This window comes from Bacillus sp. FJAT-14266, from assembly GCF_001719225.1.
Taxonomy (GTDB): Bacteria; Bacillota; Bacilli; order Bacillales; family Bacillaceae; genus Bacillus; species Bacillus subtilis.
The window spans coordinates 2,213,448-2,231,694 of sequence record NZ_CP017072.1 but is presented as its reverse complement, the minus strand read 5'-3'; the positions used below and the strand labels follow the sequence as shown (position 1 = coordinate 2,231,694).

Annotated in this window: 19 protein-coding genes and 4 pseudogenes; 9 read left to right on the top strand and 14 right to left on the bottom strand. The window is 38.7% G+C overall.

Annotation, left to right across the window (positions count from 1 at the left end; translation table 11 throughout):
- Nucleotides 1-95: 95 nt before the first annotated feature.
- The gene (locus tag BGM23_RS11950) at nucleotides 96-779 is read left to right on the top strand and encodes an SOS response-associated peptidase (protein WP_021481408.1); all 684 of its coding nucleotides are present in this window, start codon (nucleotides 96-98) and stop codon (nucleotides 777-779) included.
- Between the two features lie 335 nt (nucleotides 780-1,114).
- Here the strand turns inward: BGM23_RS11950 and BGM23_RS11945 are convergent, their stop codons facing one another.
- The 4 genes from BGM23_RS11945 to BGM23_RS11930 all read right to left on the bottom strand — a co-directional run bounded on the left by BGM23_RS11945 (nucleotide 1,115) and on the right by BGM23_RS11930 (nucleotide 4,351).
- Nucleotides 1,115-1,420: a hypothetical protein gene (locus BGM23_RS11945; RefSeq protein WP_021481409.1), complete on the bottom strand. Its 306-nt coding sequence runs from the start codon at nucleotides 1,418-1,420 to the stop codon at nucleotides 1,115-1,117.
- Nucleotides 1,421-1,635: 215 nt separating this feature from the next.
- Entirely contained in the window at nucleotides 1,636-2,814 is a 1,179-nt protein-coding gene (gene oxdD, locus BGM23_RS11940) for an oxalate decarboxylase (RefSeq protein WP_029727221.1), read from the bottom strand.
- Between the two features lie 122 nt (nucleotides 2,815-2,936).
- Nucleotides 2,937-3,419: a DUF4944 domain-containing protein gene (locus BGM23_RS11935; RefSeq protein WP_029727220.1), complete on the bottom strand. Its 483-nt coding sequence runs from the start codon at nucleotides 3,417-3,419 to the stop codon at nucleotides 2,937-2,939.
- 170 nt (nucleotides 3,420-3,589) lie between these two features.
- Nucleotides 3,590-4,351, bottom strand: a complete 762-nt coding sequence (locus BGM23_RS11930) for an N-acetyltransferase (protein ID WP_029727219.1) — start codon at nucleotides 4,349-4,351, stop codon at nucleotides 3,590-3,592.
- Nucleotides 4,352-4,664: 313 nt separating this feature from the next.
- On the opposite strand from BGM23_RS11930, the gene BGM23_RS11925 reads away from it, so the two are divergent.
- The gene (locus tag BGM23_RS11925; protein ID WP_072692957.1) at nucleotides 4,665-5,021 is read left to right on the top strand and encodes a hypothetical protein; all 357 of its coding nucleotides are present in this window, start codon (nucleotides 4,665-4,667) and stop codon (nucleotides 5,019-5,021) included.
- Nucleotides 5,022-5,042: 21 nt separating this feature from the next.
- Here the strand turns inward: BGM23_RS11925 and BGM23_RS21460 are convergent.
- The 4 genes and pseudogenes from BGM23_RS21460 to BGM23_RS11910 form a co-directional block, all read right to left on the bottom strand.
- A pseudogene (locus tag BGM23_RS21460) lies at nucleotides 5,043-5,159 on the bottom strand (hypothetical protein); the annotation flags it as partial.
- Nucleotides 5,107-5,297 (bottom strand): annotated as a pseudogene (locus BGM23_RS22340) (hypothetical protein). The pseudogenes BGM23_RS21460 and BGM23_RS22340, both read right to left, overlap by 53 nt.
- A gap of 23 nt (nucleotides 5,298-5,320) precedes the next feature.
- A complete protein-coding gene (locus tag BGM23_RS11915) occupies nucleotides 5,321-5,818 on the bottom strand; it encodes a hypothetical protein (RefSeq protein WP_029727217.1) in 498 nt (165 codons plus the stop codon).
- 100 nt (nucleotides 5,819-5,918) lie between these two features.
- Complete coding sequence (locus BGM23_RS11910; protein WP_015714063.1) at nucleotides 5,919-6,830, bottom strand: VanW family protein; 912 nt, start codon at nucleotides 6,828-6,830, stop codon at nucleotides 5,919-5,921.
- A gap of 346 nt (nucleotides 6,831-7,176) precedes the next feature.
- Between BGM23_RS11910 and BGM23_RS11905 the strand changes: the two genes are divergently transcribed.
- The 3 genes from BGM23_RS11905 to BGM23_RS11895 all read left to right on the top strand — a co-directional run bounded on the left by BGM23_RS11905 (nucleotide 7,177) and on the right by BGM23_RS11895 (nucleotide 8,823).
- Nucleotides 7,177-7,659 (top strand): DUF2975 domain-containing protein, encoded by a 483-nt coding sequence (locus tag BGM23_RS11905; protein ID WP_046663309.1) that lies wholly within the window; start codon nucleotides 7,177-7,179, stop codon nucleotides 7,657-7,659.
- Between the two features lie 9 nt (nucleotides 7,660-7,668).
- Nucleotides 7,669-7,923 carry a helix-turn-helix domain-containing protein gene (locus BGM23_RS11900; RefSeq protein WP_033883967.1) on the top strand — a complete coding sequence of 85 codons (255 nt, stop codon included), beginning with the start codon at nucleotides 7,669-7,671 and terminating at the stop codon, nucleotides 7,921-7,923.
- A 105-nt stretch (nucleotides 7,924-8,028) separates the two neighbouring features.
- Nucleotides 8,029-8,823 (top strand): DUF817 domain-containing protein, encoded by a 795-nt coding sequence (locus tag BGM23_RS11895; protein WP_029727216.1) that lies wholly within the window; start codon nucleotides 8,029-8,031, stop codon nucleotides 8,821-8,823.
- Between the two features lie 116 nt (nucleotides 8,824-8,939).
- Here the strand turns inward: BGM23_RS11895 and BGM23_RS11890 are convergent, their stop codons facing one another.
- On the bottom strand, nucleotides 8,940-9,812 hold the full coding sequence (locus BGM23_RS11890; RefSeq protein ID WP_015714065.1) for a LysR family transcriptional regulator: 873 nt from the start codon (nucleotides 9,810-9,812) through the stop codon (nucleotides 8,940-8,942).
- 100 nt (nucleotides 9,813-9,912) lie between these two features.
- Between BGM23_RS11890 and BGM23_RS11885 the strand changes: the two genes are divergently transcribed.
- A complete protein-coding gene (locus tag BGM23_RS11885; RefSeq protein WP_015714066.1) occupies nucleotides 9,913-10,791 on the top strand; it encodes a DMT family transporter in 879 nt (292 codons plus the stop codon).
- 172 nt (nucleotides 10,792-10,963) lie between these two features.
- Here BGM23_RS11885 and BGM23_RS11880 read toward each other — a convergent pair whose 3' ends face one another.
- Together BGM23_RS11880 and BGM23_RS11875 are read right to left on the bottom strand one after the other, a co-directional pair.
- A complete protein-coding gene (locus BGM23_RS11880; RefSeq protein WP_015714067.1) occupies nucleotides 10,964-11,395 on the bottom strand; it encodes a hypothetical protein in 432 nt (143 codons plus the stop codon).
- A 263-nt stretch (nucleotides 11,396-11,658) separates the two neighbouring features.
- On the bottom strand, nucleotides 11,659-12,291 hold the full coding sequence (locus BGM23_RS11875; protein ID WP_046663314.1) for a type 1 glutamine amidotransferase family protein: 633 nt from the start codon (nucleotides 12,289-12,291) through the stop codon (nucleotides 11,659-11,661).
- A 226-nt stretch (nucleotides 12,292-12,517) separates the two neighbouring features.
- Between BGM23_RS11875 and bla the strand changes: the two genes are divergently transcribed.
- The gene (gene bla / locus BGM23_RS11870; RefSeq protein WP_046663315.1) at nucleotides 12,518-13,438 is read left to right on the top strand and encodes a class A beta-lactamase; all 921 of its coding nucleotides are present in this window, start codon (nucleotides 12,518-12,520) and stop codon (nucleotides 13,436-13,438) included.
- A 262-nt stretch (nucleotides 13,439-13,700) separates the two neighbouring features.
- On the opposite strand, the pseudogene BGM23_RS21455 reads toward bla, so the two are convergent.
- Nucleotides 13,701-13,790, bottom strand: a pseudogene (locus tag BGM23_RS21455) (SMI1/KNR4 family protein); the annotation flags it as partial.
- A 107-nt stretch (nucleotides 13,791-13,897) separates the two neighbouring features.
- Nucleotides 13,898-14,251 (bottom strand): DUF3221 domain-containing protein, encoded by a 354-nt coding sequence (locus tag BGM23_RS11865; RefSeq protein ID WP_046663317.1) that lies wholly within the window; start codon nucleotides 14,249-14,251, stop codon nucleotides 13,898-13,900.
- A 163-nt stretch (nucleotides 14,252-14,414) separates the two neighbouring features.
- Here BGM23_RS11865 and BGM23_RS22160 point away from each other — a divergent pair, with 163 nt between their 5' ends.
- Together BGM23_RS22160 and BGM23_RS11855 are read left to right on the top strand one after the other, a co-directional pair.
- Nucleotides 14,415-14,648 carry a hypothetical protein gene (locus tag BGM23_RS22160; RefSeq protein ID WP_046663319.1) on the top strand — a complete coding sequence of 78 codons (234 nt, stop codon included), beginning with the start codon at nucleotides 14,415-14,417 and terminating at the stop codon, nucleotides 14,646-14,648.
- A 394-nt stretch (nucleotides 14,649-15,042) separates the two neighbouring features.
- Nucleotides 15,043-15,306, top strand: coding sequence for a hypothetical protein (locus BGM23_RS11855; RefSeq protein WP_015714071.1), 264 nt, complete (start codon nucleotides 15,043-15,045; stop codon nucleotides 15,304-15,306).
- A gap of 297 nt (nucleotides 15,307-15,603) precedes the next feature.
- Here BGM23_RS11855 and ppsA read toward each other — a convergent pair.
- Nucleotides 15,604-18,203, bottom strand: a pseudogene (gene ppsA, locus BGM23_RS11850) (phosphoenolpyruvate synthase).
- Between the last annotated feature and the right edge of the window lie 44 nt (nucleotides 18,204-18,247).

Genomic DNA, 18,247 nt, shown 5'->3' with positions numbered 1-18,247 from the left:
TTATCGCAAGTAAAAAGAAATCATTGTTCTGAACCTGTATTAAATGAACGTTCGTCCCACAAACTATTCAAAAACCCCTAAAAAGGATGATGGATATGTGCGGCAGGTTTACTTTGTACTCTGCATTTGATGATATTATTGACCAGTTTGACATCGATCAATTTTTTCCTAAAGGTGAATACCAGCCAAGCTATAATGTCGCACCATCACAAAACATCCTTGCAATCATCAATGATGGATCAAATAATCGCTTAGGCAAGCTTAGATGGGGACTTATTCCACCTTGGGCAAAAGATGAAAAGATCGGTTATAAAATGATCAATGCTCGAGCCGAAACAATTACCGAGAAACCGGCCTTTCGAAGACCGCTTGTCAGCAAACGCTGCATCATACCAGCAGACAGTTTTTATGAATGGAAACGGCTTGATTCCAAAACCAAAATCCCAATGCGGATCAAATTGAAATCATCTGCTCTTTTTGCGTTTGCTGGCTTATATGAAAAGTGGAGCACACATCAAGGATACCCTCTTTATACCTGCACCATCATAACAACTGAGCCTAATGAGTTCATGAAAGATATACACGACCGAATGCCGGTTATATTGGCCCATGATCATGAAAAGGAGTGGCTTAACCCCCAAAATACAAGCCCTGATTATCTGCAAAGTTTGCTGCTACCTTATGATGCTGATGACATGGAAGCATACCAGGTTTCATCATTAGTAAATTCACCTAAAAATAATTCAGCTGAGCTTCTTGATGCAGAAAATCATATGTAGTGATTGAAATTCTCTAGCAAGAACTTGTCAAATAGCTTTGTCCTTAGGTGCCAATCCCTTTAGTAATTATGAATATTTAGTACATAGATCAATTAGTTATTTTCGATATCAGTTTGAAATAATTTTATTATGTAAACTTAAATAAGCAATGTTATCCCTTTCATATAAAATAGTTTACATTTTTATAAAATCGCTTCACTTTTCTATTTTGTCAGCAAAAAAACTGAACCACATTAAACTTATGAAACCTGCCGCACCTGTGATTGTAAATATGATATAAGCCCATAGAGGTAAATCCATACACTTTCCCTCCTAAGAATTAAATGAAATTTCTTTCATCTTACATGGAGGTCTTCTTTCTTTTGTTTATCCAGTGTACTACTTAATAATATGTTGATGAATGCAGCTGGGAAATATATAAATCCCACTCCAAGAATGCCTAGTATCGTACTTAAACTTACTATGTAATTCTTTGTCATCGTTTGACTATCAATCAATATTAGAAGTGAAATCAATCCAGCTAAAACACCTATAAACCAAGCATCGCCAACAGCATAAGAATCATCCAGCATCCCTAACCATCGCCCCAATATAGAGCTCCCAATGGCAGTCAAACTGGATAAAAATATGAGTGCTTTCATTTCTTCTCCTCCTTTAAAGCCAATCAAACTGGTAGAAATCGGCCATTGAATTCCCATTATCGAATGGTTATCATTTCTACATTAACATTTTAAAGCTCATTACAATACGATTCAAGCAGAAAAACCCTACATAACATATATATAGGGATTTGATAAAACACAGGCCAACACCCAGCTCTAGTTACTTTAAGACCACTGTGTGATCGGTTCAGTCTTTACGTACCGGGATATTTCACAACAGGCACTTTCTTCTTGCGCAGAGAATCAAGCATGACTGATCCAGCATTCAAGTTGCTTTGCACTAATTCTTTAGGCGTCAATGCCATCCACTGATTGAGTGACACATCTGCATAGCGGTCACTTTTGAACATTTCTAAAAACCATAATGTTTCTGTACCAGTATTTTGTATATAGTGGCCAGCATTAGAAGGCACGTATCCAACGTCGCCTGCTCTATAATCAAATGTGCGGGCAGTCCCATTTCCGATAAATACCGTCATTCGTCCCTGTCCTGTTAGATAATATTGCCACTCATCGCTATTGGGATGCCAATGAAGCTCTCTCATCGCGCCAGGCTCAATCTGAACAAGTGCAGCGGCTATCGTTTTTGAAATTGGGAAGTTAGAAGAATCCACAATTCGTACACTCCCCCCTGGCATTTGAATTGGGGGTTGATTTAACAACTCGTGTTTAAAGGTCATGGGGACTTTTCCATATGGTGACTGAATGTCTTCACTGGCGACTGATCCCGGCACATTCCCTTGGTAGATATAGACTTGCTCAGACGGAAGAGAGTTGAAAGCATTCTCCGGGACACCGAAATTTGCAGACAGAACATCTTTTGGTGTGTGTGCAAGCCAATCTGAAATGGTTAACGTTGAAAACTCAGAAAAGTTCCCATCATCGAAAACGAGCAGAAACTCGCAGTGTTCCAATCCCTGTATGGAATGCGGAATTCCTGCCGGGAAGTACCAAAGGTCGCCGGGACCAACATCAGCAATGAAATTTCGTCCGTCTTGGTCAACAGCGGTGATACGTGCCCGTCCCAAAAGCATATAAGCCCACTCCGCTTGCTTATGCCAATGAAGCTCACGGACACCTCCCGCAGTTAAGCTCATGTTTACACCTGCAATCGCAGTCGAAATCGGAAGCTGTCTTACAGTGATTTCTCTTGACCAGCCGCCATGATCTAATTTCATGGGAGCGTCTGAGAATGAAAATCTCAAGTTAGGAATCATACCCTCATCTGTAACAGGCGGAACAAGTATATTCGGATTTTGAATATCCCGCATCATATTTCGCGGGCCTGCATCAATAGCTCCAGCTCCATCACTTCGAATAGGCTGCGGCACGTTTCTGTCTTCATGATTGATTGGTTGTTGTTCCAACAGCATGCACCTCGTTTTAGAAATGAACAAGATTTTATTTCAGCCTATGCAGAATCTTAGATTGCTGTGCCTAGGAATCCGCAAATAAAAAAGTGACCACCAATGTGATCACAAATACATCAAATAAACTATTTTTTATACCATGGCTTCTTATGTAATTTGATTGCTTCTGTCTGTTTTTTCTGGCCTGTCCTCCACTCCACTTTTACTAATACATCATGTCCTATCACTTCATCTTCAGGCATATAATCAAAGGTGGAAATATGGTCCTCCATGCGTCCCCCACCCGGCATTTCATCACCTGTGTATTCTGACAAATCATAATTTTCCCTGTCATCATACATTTTACCATCTATGTATAAGGTGATTTTTTCTATGACAGTCCTCTTTTCGTCCTTCTTACTCCCCTGCCAATATAGATTTAGAAAATAATTAGGTCCAATTGAAGTTTTGTCTGATTTTTCAAGGTTAGACATCCACAGTCCGCTTTTCCCGCTGCCCTCATATTTCACTTTGTTTCCTGACACCATTACAAATAATGTGGTGATGCAGATGATCAAGAATCCAGCAATGATCAATAGCCATTTCTTAACATTGTTCTTTTTTCTCATGTTTTTCCCCACTTTCCTAACTCGTTAGTAGGAAAATATGATCAAAATGTTACTGAAAAGAAAATTAAAAACTTCGAATTTAAATTAAAGCTCTTTCAGAGACAAAATTTAAACGTATATCACGCCTTACATACAATTTTGTTTTAAACTGGGCTTTTTATTTTTAAAAATCAAGCTAACAAGAGTTTATTAAGTAACTTTTCAAATTTATTTATACTCATGATCTCGTGAGTCACAAATCTCCCATCAAAAAAAACGCTAAAAGTTGTCCAAATAGCTGGTGACTTTTGTGCCTCTTCTTTCGATGATAACTGAATTGACTGAAATTGAACCCCTTTCTTTTCAGTCAATTCCCGCAAATCATTTATCATGCCCACTGCAAACGGACACTGAGCTGTATAGTATATCGTAATCCCCTTTTCATTGATAGAATCACTTTTCACCTGGCTCTTAAATGCAGGAGAAGCTGCAAGGCCATTCCAAGTCAAAGCCATTAATTGAAAATAAGGGGCAGCTTCATCTTGTAGAGTAAACCCCATATGCTCAAAGAAATGCTTATCACTTAAATAGGGCAGTTTTTTCTTGCCTGCGATATGGATAATGCCATCCATGCCGCACGCTTTCGCATCTGCTATACATTTGTCCAACAATCGTTTCGCATGACCGTTATTTTTATATCTGCCAGACACCCACAGACAATTAATGTACATAAAATTAGGCGCATTGACAGGCACCCATGCCTCATTCGCAGGTAGGTATTCAATAAAGACTTTTGCCCGTTCATGTAAGCGATAGAACACCAATCCTTCATCCATTCGAGCTTTGAGCCATCTCTTCTTTTCATTAACTGCATGCTCATATTGTTTCGCGCCTAATGCACAGCAAATATGATTGTCTTCAATATTGTCCTTTGTGATTTCAATGTAGCACATCTCCTCTTTTCCCCCTTTAACATAATTTCATGGAATTCAACTTTCGCTGGCACACTTTACATGCCTAATAGAATAAATACCCGTTCCAACTTAAATACTTTTTCTTTTCCATTTTGCCAATTAACTGAAAAACCCTTCTTCTATTCAGATATTATCTTGATTCCTATATCACCCATTTCAAATCCAAAGTGTGTTCATCTTTGAGGATTAGATGCACTGCTTATGCTATAAATACAGTACACGAAGTTTATATTTGAAGTAATATTTGTTACGGGACAGCAATAGTAAATAAGTGATAAAAGGGGAATTAAACTTGGTGGAAAAATGTTATTCTTGTTTAATTTGCGGATACAAAGGATTAATTCAAAATCCTTTGTATAAAGGCGAGTACCAAAAAACGTTTGACATTTGTCCATGTTGCGGTTTTGAATTTGGCTACAGTGAGGATCATGATGTGAGGTTAGGTTTTATTGTAACTCCTGATCATTTAGTTGAGGCTGCATTTCAATTGTATCGCAAACAATGGATTGAGAGCGGGATGGTAATTGCTCATCCGGAAGATATTCCAGAAGAATTGAAAAATGGCAATTGCTTAAAATTTGAAGTTTTGTTGAAACAATTGAAAAAACTAAATCTTGACATAGAAAATTTTGAAATTAGTGGTTTTTAATGATGAAACGGATTGCACTTATTTAGGTGTCACTTACATTATCAGTAAAATGTTAAGTTGAAATGCGCAGTCAGTCACAAAGTCTCTATTCGTATTCAATAAAGACTTTGTGATCATCAACAAACATTTCACTCCCATCGGATAATGTATCCAAAAGGCCTCTGGTTCTTCTCTATAGTCATAAATCACAGTCACTTTAACATTTAACTCAGCTATGATTGGTTTTCCAACAATTATTTTCGTTTTTTCCTCAGGCAAAGTAAGAGATCGAATCACCAAAGCCATTCCATCTTTACTGTCTAATTAACGCCATCTTCAGTGAATTTAAAGGTCTGTTTTAAATTGCGTCCTTCTTGCCCCTTCTGTGTCCAAATTATAACAACCTCTAATTCAGAGGCCTTATCTGCCAGCATAAAATGATTGAACTTCAGCTGTGAGCCATCATTTAAACTTTCAGCTAACATTTTAGAATCTTCTTTTGGTTTGACACAATTTTCATCGGGACATCCAAAAAGCGAAAACCTTGTGATTGAATTAGGGTCATTTCTATACAATTGCACATCCACTGTAGCTGCTTTTTCCCCTATATTTTTGACTTCCAAGGAATATACTTGATATTCTCCTTTTTGAGGTCTCGTAAATTCCTTTACATTTTTTGCTTCACTTACTTTTACTGACCACTGGTCTGTTTTTTGTGTAATAGGCAACACCGTAAAAGTCAGGGCATGCGCTTTTGCTTGGCAAAACGTAAATCCAACTGCTGTAAAAACAATTACAGAAAATAATACCCTTTTCACTTCATTTATCCCTCCTTCCTTTCACTGGCCGCTCCTTAAAGAATTGATTTTGAGCAATCCACAAGCTCTCTTAACCAAAACCTTACCTGAGGTTTTGTCTTTACTGCTCTGCATTTATTTCTTTCGGTATCCGAGATGGAGCTTTGGGGATTTTTCTTAATTTGCTGTTAATCACATCAGAAGAGTATAGCGTAATAATCATACTTCCCCCATACCTTTTTGCCCGAATTAAGATTGGTTGGTTATATTGGTTTTGAAAGCGAAAGTCAGGACCTCCCCAGCTTACCGTCGCATCCCGTCCGGGCGGTACATATGGTACACTTCTAGTATGAGAATAGCGCTGAACGATCTGCAGTCCTGCACGATCGACTGCATTAAATAGAGTTGAGGACACCTGACAAATTCCTCCTCCTACACCTTCAGACAACTCCCCTTTTACAATAATGGGTGCACTTTTATATCCTTTGTTCCGAGTTCTCATTCCCACAACTTGGTTAAACGAAAACGTCTCATTAGGGAAAACAACGTGATTGTCGATTGCTTTTGCAGAAAGAGAAATATTGTGTGAACGGCTTTTATTGCTTGAGTTAAAATACGTCACGTACTGACCAAGCTGCTGCGTACTGATGTGAGCTAGCAGCTCGCTGTCAACTTTCGGATAAATGTTCATTTCCGGCACTTCTATCTTGGAGGGACCTTGCCCATAAAAATACGCATAAAACTTTTCCATAAACGCCTGTTGATACAGTTTGTAGCCAACCCTGCCCGGGACGATGCTTCCATGATCGTTAAGGACAGCATTTATCGGCTCACGGTACACTTTCTGATCAAGCTGTTTGATGAATTTACTGTATTTTTCATAGTCAACCATTGGAGTGCCGGGAAGAGGCATTGTAAAGTCTTCACGGTTAACAGTGGCAATCGTCCGTCCTTGCTGTGTGACCGTTAAACTGTCCTGCGGCTCACTCGGCTGAGCCAATAAAAAAAGACCAGTGATCAAAATTTGTATCATAAGTCGGTTTACCTCCCGATCATTAGTATGAACAGCCGCTTATCCTTTGATGTATTTCTTCCCATCGTTTGTTTGAATCTTTAGACGTTGATAAAAACCTTCATAAAAGAGCTTAGCTTTATGTTCACACCGATCCCTGAGCTCACTGAGGGACACGGTTCATTCAGTCGGCAAGTTTGAAGTAGTTCAGCATCTCCCAATGATGAGGGATGCTTTTTTGTCTTGTCAAAAATGAAAAGGGTCTCCTATAACAATAACAAATCAATACATTTCAATATTTTTTTATTGAGAAACGATAAATTTTTTGTTACATTCAATTAGACAACAAATAAATGAGGTGCTTGTTATGAATCGAATGTCGACAATTTTTTTAAAGATAGCTTTGGTTCTTATTGGAATTCCAATTCTTGCTTTATGCATTTTTTTAGTGCCTAAGATTTCCAACTATTCAGCAGAATTATTTCCAAATATCGCTTATATAAAATATCTCGTTTTCATCTATTTGTATGTAACGGCGATACCTTTTTACTTTGCTCTTTATCAAGCGTTCAAACTTTTAAGCTATATTGACAAAAACAAAGCTTTCTCGGGTTTGTCTGTAAGAGCTTTGAAGAATATAAAATATTGCGCAGTCACTATCAGTATCTTTTACGCAGCAGGCATGCCTGTCTTTTATCTGATCGCCGAGATAGACGACGCCCCGGGTATCATTGTGATCGGATTGGTTATTATTTTTGCTTCAATGGTGATTGCGGTCTTTGCTGCTGTTCTTCAAAAACTGTTAAAAGAAGCGATAGATATAAAATCAGAAAATGACTTAACGGTCTGAGGTGATGACATGGCGATTATTATCAACATCGATGTGATGCTTGCTAAGAGGAAAATGAGCGTAACAGAGCTTTCAGAGAGAGTTGGCATCACCATGGCTAATCTTTCGATATTGAAAAACGGAAAAGCAAAGGCTATTCGATTATCAACTTTAGAAGCGATTTGCAAGGCTTTAGAATGTCAGCCCGGTGATATATTGGAATACCGAAGTGATGAAGACACAGGATTCGCAAAGAAAAAATATGAAGGATCAACAGAAAAATAAAGTGATTGGCGGTGAGCTTATGGACATAAACTTATATCCATCTAGCTGCTATACTAAGCGTCCCTTCCATAAACGAAGAACACAACTATGGAGGAGGCATACATCATGAGAGCAATAAAACAAATCGTTCATTTTGGCTGGGAACAAGCCCTTTCATGTTTGTTTCCTGCCGTTATTTTTGCCTCTTTGGCTATTACGCAAATCATCCCACTGCCCTTCTTGCCGCGATATGACTGGCTGCTCATTATCTGCGTTCTCATGCAATTGTGGATGGTGCGTTCCGGTCTTGAAACACTTGATGAATTAAAAGTGATCACATTATTCCACCTTATTGGGCTTGCTCTGGAACTTTTTAAAGTCCATATGGGCTCCTGGTCTTATCCAGAAGAAGGATACTCCAAAATATTTGGAGTACCTTTGTATAGCGGTTTTATGTACGCAAGTGTAGCCAGTTATTTGTGCCAGGCATGGAGAAGGCTTAAGGTTGAACTGATTAAGTGGCCGCCTTTTTTTGCAGTTGTTCCGCTTGCCGCAGCGATTTATTTGAATTTTTTCACCCACCATTTTTCTATAGACATTCGATGGTGGTTATCTGGGCTTGTCATCATTGTCTTTTGGCAAACATGGGTTACATACGAGGTGAATGGAGCTCGTTACCGTATGCCGCTCGCACTTTCTTTTGTACTCATCGGATTTTTTATATGGATAGCGGAAAATATCGCTACGTTTTTTGGAGCTTGGAAATATCCAAACCAAATCGATACATGGAGTCTTGTACACCTTGGAAAGGTAAGTTCATGGCTCTTGCTAGTGATTGTTAGCTTTCTTATAGTAGCATCATTAAAACAAGTTAAGGAGCAGAGTCCCACAAAGGCAGAGATGGATGAATCTTTTTCTTAGCATACAAGGTCCCAAATAGAGTGAAAAGCAACGTTCAAATGGTTGCTTTTTTCTTTTATGTAACTCTGCCGGTGAGTATTCATCTTCTTCAATTTCATCGCAACACGATAACTGATTCAGATTACAACTGCTTTCAACACCTTGATAAACTCATGCGCCGCCGGCGTTATCTCTTCAAATGAATGTACGATGACGCCAATATCGCGTGTGACCCTAGGAAAGATGTCCTTTTTAATCAATTGATGCGGGACGGATGAAAGTGTAAAGTTTGAAATGATGCCGATACCCAAGTTATTTTTGACCATATTAATCAAGGTTTCGGCATTTTGCACAGTTAAGTTTTCCTTTAATTCGATGTTGTATTGCGAAAATGCGTTTGACATCGCGATTTCATGACCGCCTTTACAAAAAATGAGGTCATCTTGATATGTTTCAAGGTCGACATGCTTTTCAAGTTTTAATTCGTCACGCTGCGGCGGGATGACGGCCACCATATAGTCGTTACACAATAGCTGATTTTCAAACGGTTCAAATGGAGATGCTGCGATCCCGATATCAACCGTCCGATCCTCAACCCATCCTTTTATTTGGTCAGAGGTTCCTTCGATCAATTCTATGCGGATCAGCGGGTAGTTTGATCTGAATGCAGCAATCGCCTGTGGCATGATATTTGTTGAAACTGCAGGAAATGAACCGATTTTCACCTTCCCGTTTAACAGCTTGTTTTCCCGGTTGGCTACTTGATATATTTTGCTTTCAATTCCCTTCATTTGCCTCGCAAGCAGCAATATTTCTTTTCCGATGTCAGTCAGCATTAAACCATGATGTTTATCCCTGATCAATAATTTGAGCTGCAGTGAGCTCTCCAGGTTTTTTATCGCTTTGCTTACCGCCGGCTGAGAGATGAACAATTCTTTTGCCGCTTCTGTAATATTCAATTTCTCCCCGACTTTTACAAATATGTGAAGATGGTTCATATTCATAACCATTTGGTTATACCCCCAATAATAAAAATGTATTTCAGTTATACATAAATGTAACATATCATAGAAACCAGCACGATATTTAAACAAGAAAGGCGGCTTCATTATGGTAAAAGTTATGCTGGGAATCATATCTGTCACACTTATTTGGGGTTATACTTGGGTTGCGATGAAAGTAGGAATTCATGACATCCCCCCGCTTTTATTTTCGGGTTTGCGCCTGTTCATCGGAGCGGTTCCTTTATTTCTCATTCTCTTCATCCAAAGAAAAAAGCTTACAATTCAAAAAGAACATCTCAAAAGCTATATCATCATGAGCCTCTTGATGGGGCTGGGCTATATGGGGATCTTGACGTATGGAATGCAGTTTGTCGATTCAGGGAAAACCTCTGTTTTGGTATATACAATGCCTATATTTGTTACGGTGATCAGCCATTTTACATTAAACGAGAAAATGAATGTGTATAAAACGATGGGACTGGTCTGCGGCCTCTTCGGACTGTTATTTATATTTGGAAAGGAAATGCTCAATATCGATCAAAGCGCTTTATTTGGGGAGCTGTGTGTCCTTGCAGCAGCGCTTAGCTGGGGAATCGCGAATGTGTTCAGCAAGCTACAATTCAAGCATATCGATATTATTCACATGAATGCCTGGCACCTTATGATGGGAGCCGTCATGTTATTGGTGTTTTCCTTTATATTTGAGCCGGTCCCTTCAGCCGAGTGGACATATCAGGCGGTGTGGTCATTGCTGTTTAATGGCTTGCTTTCCACCGGCTTTACCTTTGTCGTATGGTTTTGGGTGCTCAATCAAATCCAAGCGTCAAAAGCATCCATGGCATTAATGTTTGTTCCCGTATTGGCCCTATTCTTTGGATGGCTGCAATTGCACGAACAGATCACCATCAATATTATCCTCGGCGCACTGCTGATATGTTGCGGGATTTTTATGAATACATTTACATTTTCACGACGGAAAGTGTGAATGATATACATTTCCCCTGTCATTTGGGCTTCATGTGACAGGAGACGACTATTACGAGAAAGTCTTCTAGAATCCTGGCGACAGCCTATTAAACAATGAAAAAAGCTAATGTCTGCATGTAGACATTAGCTTGGCTGGTGTTTAGGCTGGTGAGAATCCAGATTCTTTTTTATTACCATTCTGGCTGATCAAACTGAAAACCGTATAGACCTTTTACTTTAACATCTCCGCAATCTGGATCTTTTGTCAAAATCAAATAATGGGTCTTATAAGGCATCGTCTCAACTCGATCAGTTGCACTCAAATCAAAATGATCCCCTGAGAAGTTTTTTTCACTAACGGTTATTTCATATCCTGACAAAGTCATTCGCATGATTCTTGCGTTAATTGTACATCCTTCAGTATCGAAAATGGTGAATCTGTACCCAAAGTGAGATGTCCAATGGTTTGAATTTAGGTCATCAGACTTCATAAACCATTTTTCATTTTCTGTCATTGTAAAACTCACTTTCTCCTCATCTTTCACGATAACAGCCGAAGCTTCCCCTACATGGATAGTGAAAGCCAAAAGAATTGTAAAAGCTAACATCAACATCTTTTTCAAAAGAGTTCCTCCCGATATCTTTTACTTCAATATATTGGAAGGGTCTTTTCTGATCAAGACAGTCTTCTCCAAATGAATCTTTAGCACCATGAAATGAGCCTTAATAAGAACAGTTTTAACCCAAATCAAACTCTATTCGAAATAAGGCTTACCAATCTATATTCTTTTTAAAAGTTTCTGCATTTCTTTATATAGCTCCTAGACACATATAAAAAATGCTCCCATAAGTTCAGGAGCACTACAAAAAACTGCTAAAGTGTTTTCTATCGATTTATTGTATTCATTAGCTCAAAGAAGTATTCAGGCTTTTGAGTCTTATTTAGCTTATACCATGAACGCAATGTATCTGGTGTAAATACATCTAATTTTTTCAATACTTCTACCGCAAATTCCAGAGGAGCAATTCCTGATGCAGTAACCAAATTTTTATCAGATACTGCAGGCCCCTTTTCATATAGTGTTTCTCCTTTGTAATTAGGGCATACCATTTTCATATACTCTAGGTCATTGCTTGTGTGCTTTCTCGAATTTAAGTATCCTTCATTCGCGAGGCCCAAGGTTGCCCCACAAATTGCAGCAATAGTCGTGCCGAGCTTTAAAGCGTCGCCAACTTTTTTCAAGATCGGCTGATGAATATCTTCTCCCCAAGTGTTTCCTCCGGGTAAAATGATAAGATCTTGACTCCCAAGAATACATTCGTCAAGAGAAATATCTGGTTTTATTCTTAATCCTCCCAACGTAGTTATCATTTCTTTATTAGCCCCTACTGTAACTACTTTTAAAGATGCTGCATCTTGTCTAAAATATCTCCCTGAGTTTAGTTCAGCAATTAAATATCCATATTCCCAGTCTGACATTGTGTGAAATACGTAGAGATAAACTTTTCTCGTTTGCATCCAATAACACTCCAATCACAATTGATAAAGCTTTCTAATAGATGACTTCGCTGACAGCCATTGTCAGCTTTTTTGTTGATTCTATTCTTATGCCCTTGTTCTCCCTACTTATTAAAAATATAAGATCAATTGATTCTATGTTTACTAGCGCAAAGGGGTTTGTTACACTAACTGTCATGGGAAACATTTCAAAGGTAATACAAAATCATTTGAATGAGGAGGCTTGATGAAGTTGAAAAATAAAGCGTCAATAAAATTCGGAATATGTGTTGGGCTTTTATGTTTAAGCATTACTGGTTTCACACCTTTTTTCAACTCAACACATGCCGAAGCAAAATCCATAGAAGACACAAACATGGCAAGCTGTATAACGAATAAAAAATTTGTTCAACTTGAGAAAAAATTTGATGCCAGGCTTGGTGTTTATGCAATTGATACAGGTTCAAACAAGACAATCGCCTATCGGCCGAATGAACGATTTGCTTACGCATCAACCTATAAAGTTCTAGCCGCAGCTGCTGTCCTGAAGAAAAACTCAATTGAAAAACTTAATGAAGTCATCCACTACAGCAAGGACGATCTTGTTACATATTCTCCAATCACAGAGAAACACCTAGATACAGGCATGAGTCTAAAAGAAATCTCAGAAGCGGCAATCCGTTACAGCGATAATACCGCTGGGAACATCTTGCTGCAACAGCTTGGCGGCCCTAAAGGTTTTGAAAAGTCACTGAAACAGATTGGGGATCATGTAACGAAAGCTAAACGATTCGAGACGGATCTAAACTCTGCGATTCCTGGTGATATTCGTGACACTAGCACCGCAAAAGCACTGGCAACCGATCTTAAAGCTTTCACTTTAGATAACACTCTCACGACTGACAAACGCACGATCTTAACCGATTGGATGCGAGGCAATGCTACTGGTGACGAACTGATTCGGGCAGGTGCTCCAATAGGATGGGAAGTCGGCGATAAATCCGGAGCCGGAAGTTACGGGACACGAAACGACATTGCTATCGTTTGGCCGCCTAACAGAGCTCCTATTGTTTTGGCAATTCTGTCAAACCGCTTTACGAAAGATGCTAATTATGATAATGCTCTTATCGCTGAGGCTGCAAAAATCGTCCTTAACGATCTCAAATAATATGTTTAGCCTTTTGCCACAAAGGAAAAGACATTACTTTTTTAACTCCTACCGTTCATTTTTTGATGAACGGTTCTTTCATAAGACCTCTAGAATCATATATTTAAACGCCACAAAATTAAACGTTATTATAATTAACGGCAAGTTTTCATTTTATGGAACAAGTAAAGTTTGACCTGACAAGAATTAAGACTAAGCACCCTAAAATCCGTTTTCTTCTCCTTCAAGTAAACATACAATGCAGACAACTCTCTTAAGTCTCTTATTCTGTGACCAATTTGTAATACTCATTGATATTCGGACTCTCTTCCCAATATTTCGTCTCGTTCGAAGACACTAACATATCAAACCACTTGAATTAACATAACTGAACTTGATATTGGTCACTGGCAGTTTCAATGCAATAGAACAACATTTGTTGTCTCAGAGGTTATCTATATGAGAATTCAACAATTTTTTTTATAATAATTCATATTTTTGTATCGTTGCACTTGGTGGATTTGACTCTTTTAGTGTATGGAACCACACTTTTATTTTTTCACCTCTTTTGAGATCATCTGTGTTATCAATCTCACTTAATCCTACAATTACTATGTTATTTTTAAACTTGTTCATAAGTTGTCCTTCAGAAAGATCGTAATCTTCTTTTACTGGAGTTTCTGTAGTGGTAATGAGAATTGCCCTATTATTGTCTTTAAGCACGACATAGCCTACTAGGCTCTGCATCTTTGTTTCGTCTCCGTTTTGTTCATTTTTATTGCAGCCTGCAAGGAAAATAATGAGCACTATCAAGCTTACTCCGATTTTCGGCAACCTTTCTCCCTCCCGTCATGTTTAACAATCTCACTCCATAACTACATATCAATAAACTGTAGTGTAAATCTATCCAGAAACTTCTTCATTTTCTCATATTGAATCTTTTACAAGCTGGTAATACACAGACTAAATCGGGTAAAAATTCGTAGAGGTGATTTCATTGAATGATGATCATAAAGTAACTCATTACTCTTCATTTATTTTTTCAACAATCATGGTATTGGCGGTCGCCATTTTTCCACAATACACTTCTTGGTTTGTAACAGTTTTCTTCTTTGGTTTTGCACTTATCTATACATTCCAAAAACATAAAACAAGTTCTTCAAAAGCAATATCTTATATTTCGTATTTTTTATTCATTGTTTCATTGATTTACACTTTAGTTAATATGTAATAGTAATCCTCCCTTTGTGGGAGGATTTTTTGTTTAAGCTTATTTCTAGGCTGCTTTTGGGCCACCTCTATCTATAATGATAAAACTATCTGAACCATTTTTTTCTTCCGATCTTTGTCTTCGTAAATAGCAACATTTTGGCGTGTCATTAATGTAATACCGGCCATTTTAAACTCTTTTTGATCTTTAAAATAAACAACAGGGACATTCACCAAACGGATCTACTTCTTTTTGTTCTTTCTCAAATGTTTGTATGTGGTTTCCTTCGAACCATACCCTTACTCTTATTCCGCTAAAATCGAGATTTTTACTTTTTATGATCCATTATTCACTTTCAAAATAACTTCCAATTACAACATAATATGTGTATAAATTGTAAATGGAGTTGATGTAATTGAAGATTAGGAAAATCTTATTGAGTTCTGCTTTATCCTTTGGCATGCTCATATCCACGGTTCCCGCATTGGCTGCTGGCACTTCGTCTGCGGTTGCAGTAAAAAGTGGTGAATATGATTATGACACTATATACCGCATTAGTCCTCTGCCAATGGACTTCCAGCCAACAATAGAATACAACGGTTATACTTATAAGCTTACACGTCATTATTTTGATTACTCAATCGGGTTTTACACGGCTATTTATACAAAAGTTGTTTAAATTTATAAAGGAGCTTTTTAGCTCCTTTTTCTCTTGTTTTAAGCACAAATACAAGTTTAAATGCTGGTAATAAAAAATTCACTTTAAAGAAGCGCCGCCCGCAAAATACGGCTTTTGCACACTACGCCAATTTTATATAGAAAAGCCAGACCTCCTCCAAGAGGTTCCAGCTTTTCTTAATGTGCTATCGATCTTCGTTAGTTCAACGGGAACTTAATCATTCGGTACAAATGCAGCCTCCCAACTTCTAGTTAGGGCTGATGGCGGAATATCTGATGGCTCTCTACACATCAGACATTATAAGATTTCAATGTAGCCTTCTGTACCATGAACGCGAATTCGTTGCCCATCTTTTATCAGCTTGGCAGCATTTTCAACGCCAACAACTGCAGGTAAGCCATATTCACGGGCTATCACAGCTCCATGGGTCATCAGTCCCCCAACTTCGGTGACTAGGCCTTTTATGGATACAAACAATGGTGTCCAGCTTGGATCGGTAAAGGAGGTAACTAATATATCTCCATCTTCTAAATCAGCATCTTCCATGTTTAAAATGACACGCGCTCGCCCCTCTATCACTCCGGAGGAAACAGGTAGACCTACAATCGCTCCGGCTGGGAGATTTTCTCGTTTATACTCACCTGTAACGATTTCACCATCAGACGTGATAACACGTGGTGGAGATAGTTTTTCATATAATGTGTACTCGTCTTTTCGTGCGCTGATGATTTGATAATCCAGTTTATGTGTGCGTACGACTTCGTGAAGTTCTTCAAAAGTGAGATAGTATATATCTTCTTTTTCATGAATAACGCCCGCTTCTATGAGTTGTTCGGCTTCTTTCAGTAAAGCCTGCTTATAAACGAAGTATCGATTAACCATGCCGTATTTTGGATATTCCCTAAGCCGCTGAAATTCCGGATGATATCTATCATTCGTTTAGTTTCTTTGGCTTTTTGTTCACCATCCGGTAATTGCTTCAATCGATCTAATAACTCTTGCTCTTTCTTCAAAGCTTCCTGTCGCCCTTGCTCAAATTTCCGATGGCTGGCATTAGGCCCACTGTTATTGATATTATTAAGAATCATTGGGATAAGTGTAGTTGGTTTTTCGCTCCATCGAGTTCTTGTAATATCAATTTCTCCGGTACATCGCATTCCGTATTTGCTGAGATAATCATAGATCGCGTCTCGGGTTTTGCTTCCGCCATCAAACTTAGCCAGTTCATCCAAAAAGTTATCATCTTTTACATGTTGTAAGTAATCAATTACCTCTGGATAAGGACGAATCACATCTGCGACGTCTAATAACGCAAGACCCATTTCTGAAGTAATATTATGGGGTACAGATTGAGAGAGTGTATCTGCTGCGTTTTTTTCACCTAACCACTCGTTCATTTTTTCGTTAATCCATAATGAAGCATTCATAGCAGTTCGAATCACAACCGAACTTTCTGGGTTAAATAAAATCTTCTTTAATTCCTGGATATCTTCCAGAATAAAACGAAATAAATCTGATCCTGATTTCGTTTGGATGTTTTGTTTTAACTCTTCTATCGATGTTTGACTGCTCTCAATCAAATCAGACACGATTGTCGGATCGTTTTCAACTTGAGCCGGCATATCTGCATTGCCTCTGATGGGATTTGGTGCTGTTTTATCATTTGGTATCGACATTATGAAATCTCGTCGCTTTATTATGGTCATAAGTGCGTCTTTTAAAAGCTGATCGTGCTGCCCCATGCCTTTTAAGAAAACTTCTCTGCTGTCAGGGGATGCCAGATGATGTGTGACATCAACAAATAGCCTTCCACCGGCTTTACGCATAGGTGCAGCAGTCGTCAACAGAAAAAAAGACAATCCTAGTGGTTTTATGGGATCCGTCATCATTTGTTGATGACCAACAGAAATATAGACGTGATTTTCTTGGTCACTCGCTTCAGGGATGGGGAATAAAGTAGTGATTGGACGACTCTGTACAATATAAAAAGTATCGCGGGCCAAACACCATTCGATATCTTGCGGCTGGCCGAAATGAGCTTCGATCTGTCTTCCAATGCGTGCCAGCTGTAAAATTTGTTCATCAGTCAGTGTTTGAGCCTTTTGCTGATCAGAATCGATCTGATGTGTTTCTGTTCCGCCTTCTTTTCGTCCGTAGATAGCCAATTTTTTAGTTGCTATTCTCTTATCGATGATTTGCCCATCCTGTACTTTATAACAATCGGCAGATACCAAGCCGGAAACCAGTGCTTCACCAAGTCCAAAACCGGCATCGATGGATAACACCTTTCGGCTTGAGGTAATCGGATCAGCGGTAAATAAAATCCCCGAAGCCTGAGGGAAAACCATCCTTTGAACGATAACGGATAAATAGACTTGGCTGTGGTCAAATCCATTTTGCATACGGTAAATAACCGCGCGATCCGTAAATAGGGACGCCCAGCATTTACTGATATGCTGCAAGATTGCATCGACGCCGATAATATTTAAATAGGTGTCTTGTTGACCGGCAAAAGAAGCATGTGGTAAATCTTCAGCAGTCGCACTAGAACGCACGGCATAGGCATGTTCCTCGCCAAACTGGGAGATATATTGAGCCACAGCTTTCACAACATCAGAAGGGATGTCTACTTCCATAATGATTTGCCGAATCTTTCTGCTGATGTTACCAATCTGATCTCGGTCCTCAACTTTTAGCATCGCCAACTGGTCCAACAACTCTTGTAACGTTTCGTTTTGTTCGATGGCTTTTTGATATCCTACTGTTGTGACACAAAATCCTTCTGGTACTTGTATACCTTGAATTTTTGATAATTCCCCTAAATGTAACCCTTTTCCTCCAACGAGCGAAAACTGTGTTTTTTCAATTTCATGTAAACCGAGAACCAAAGAACTCATTCTACATCTCCCCTTCAAAAAAAAATATTGACAAGAGCTTCCTA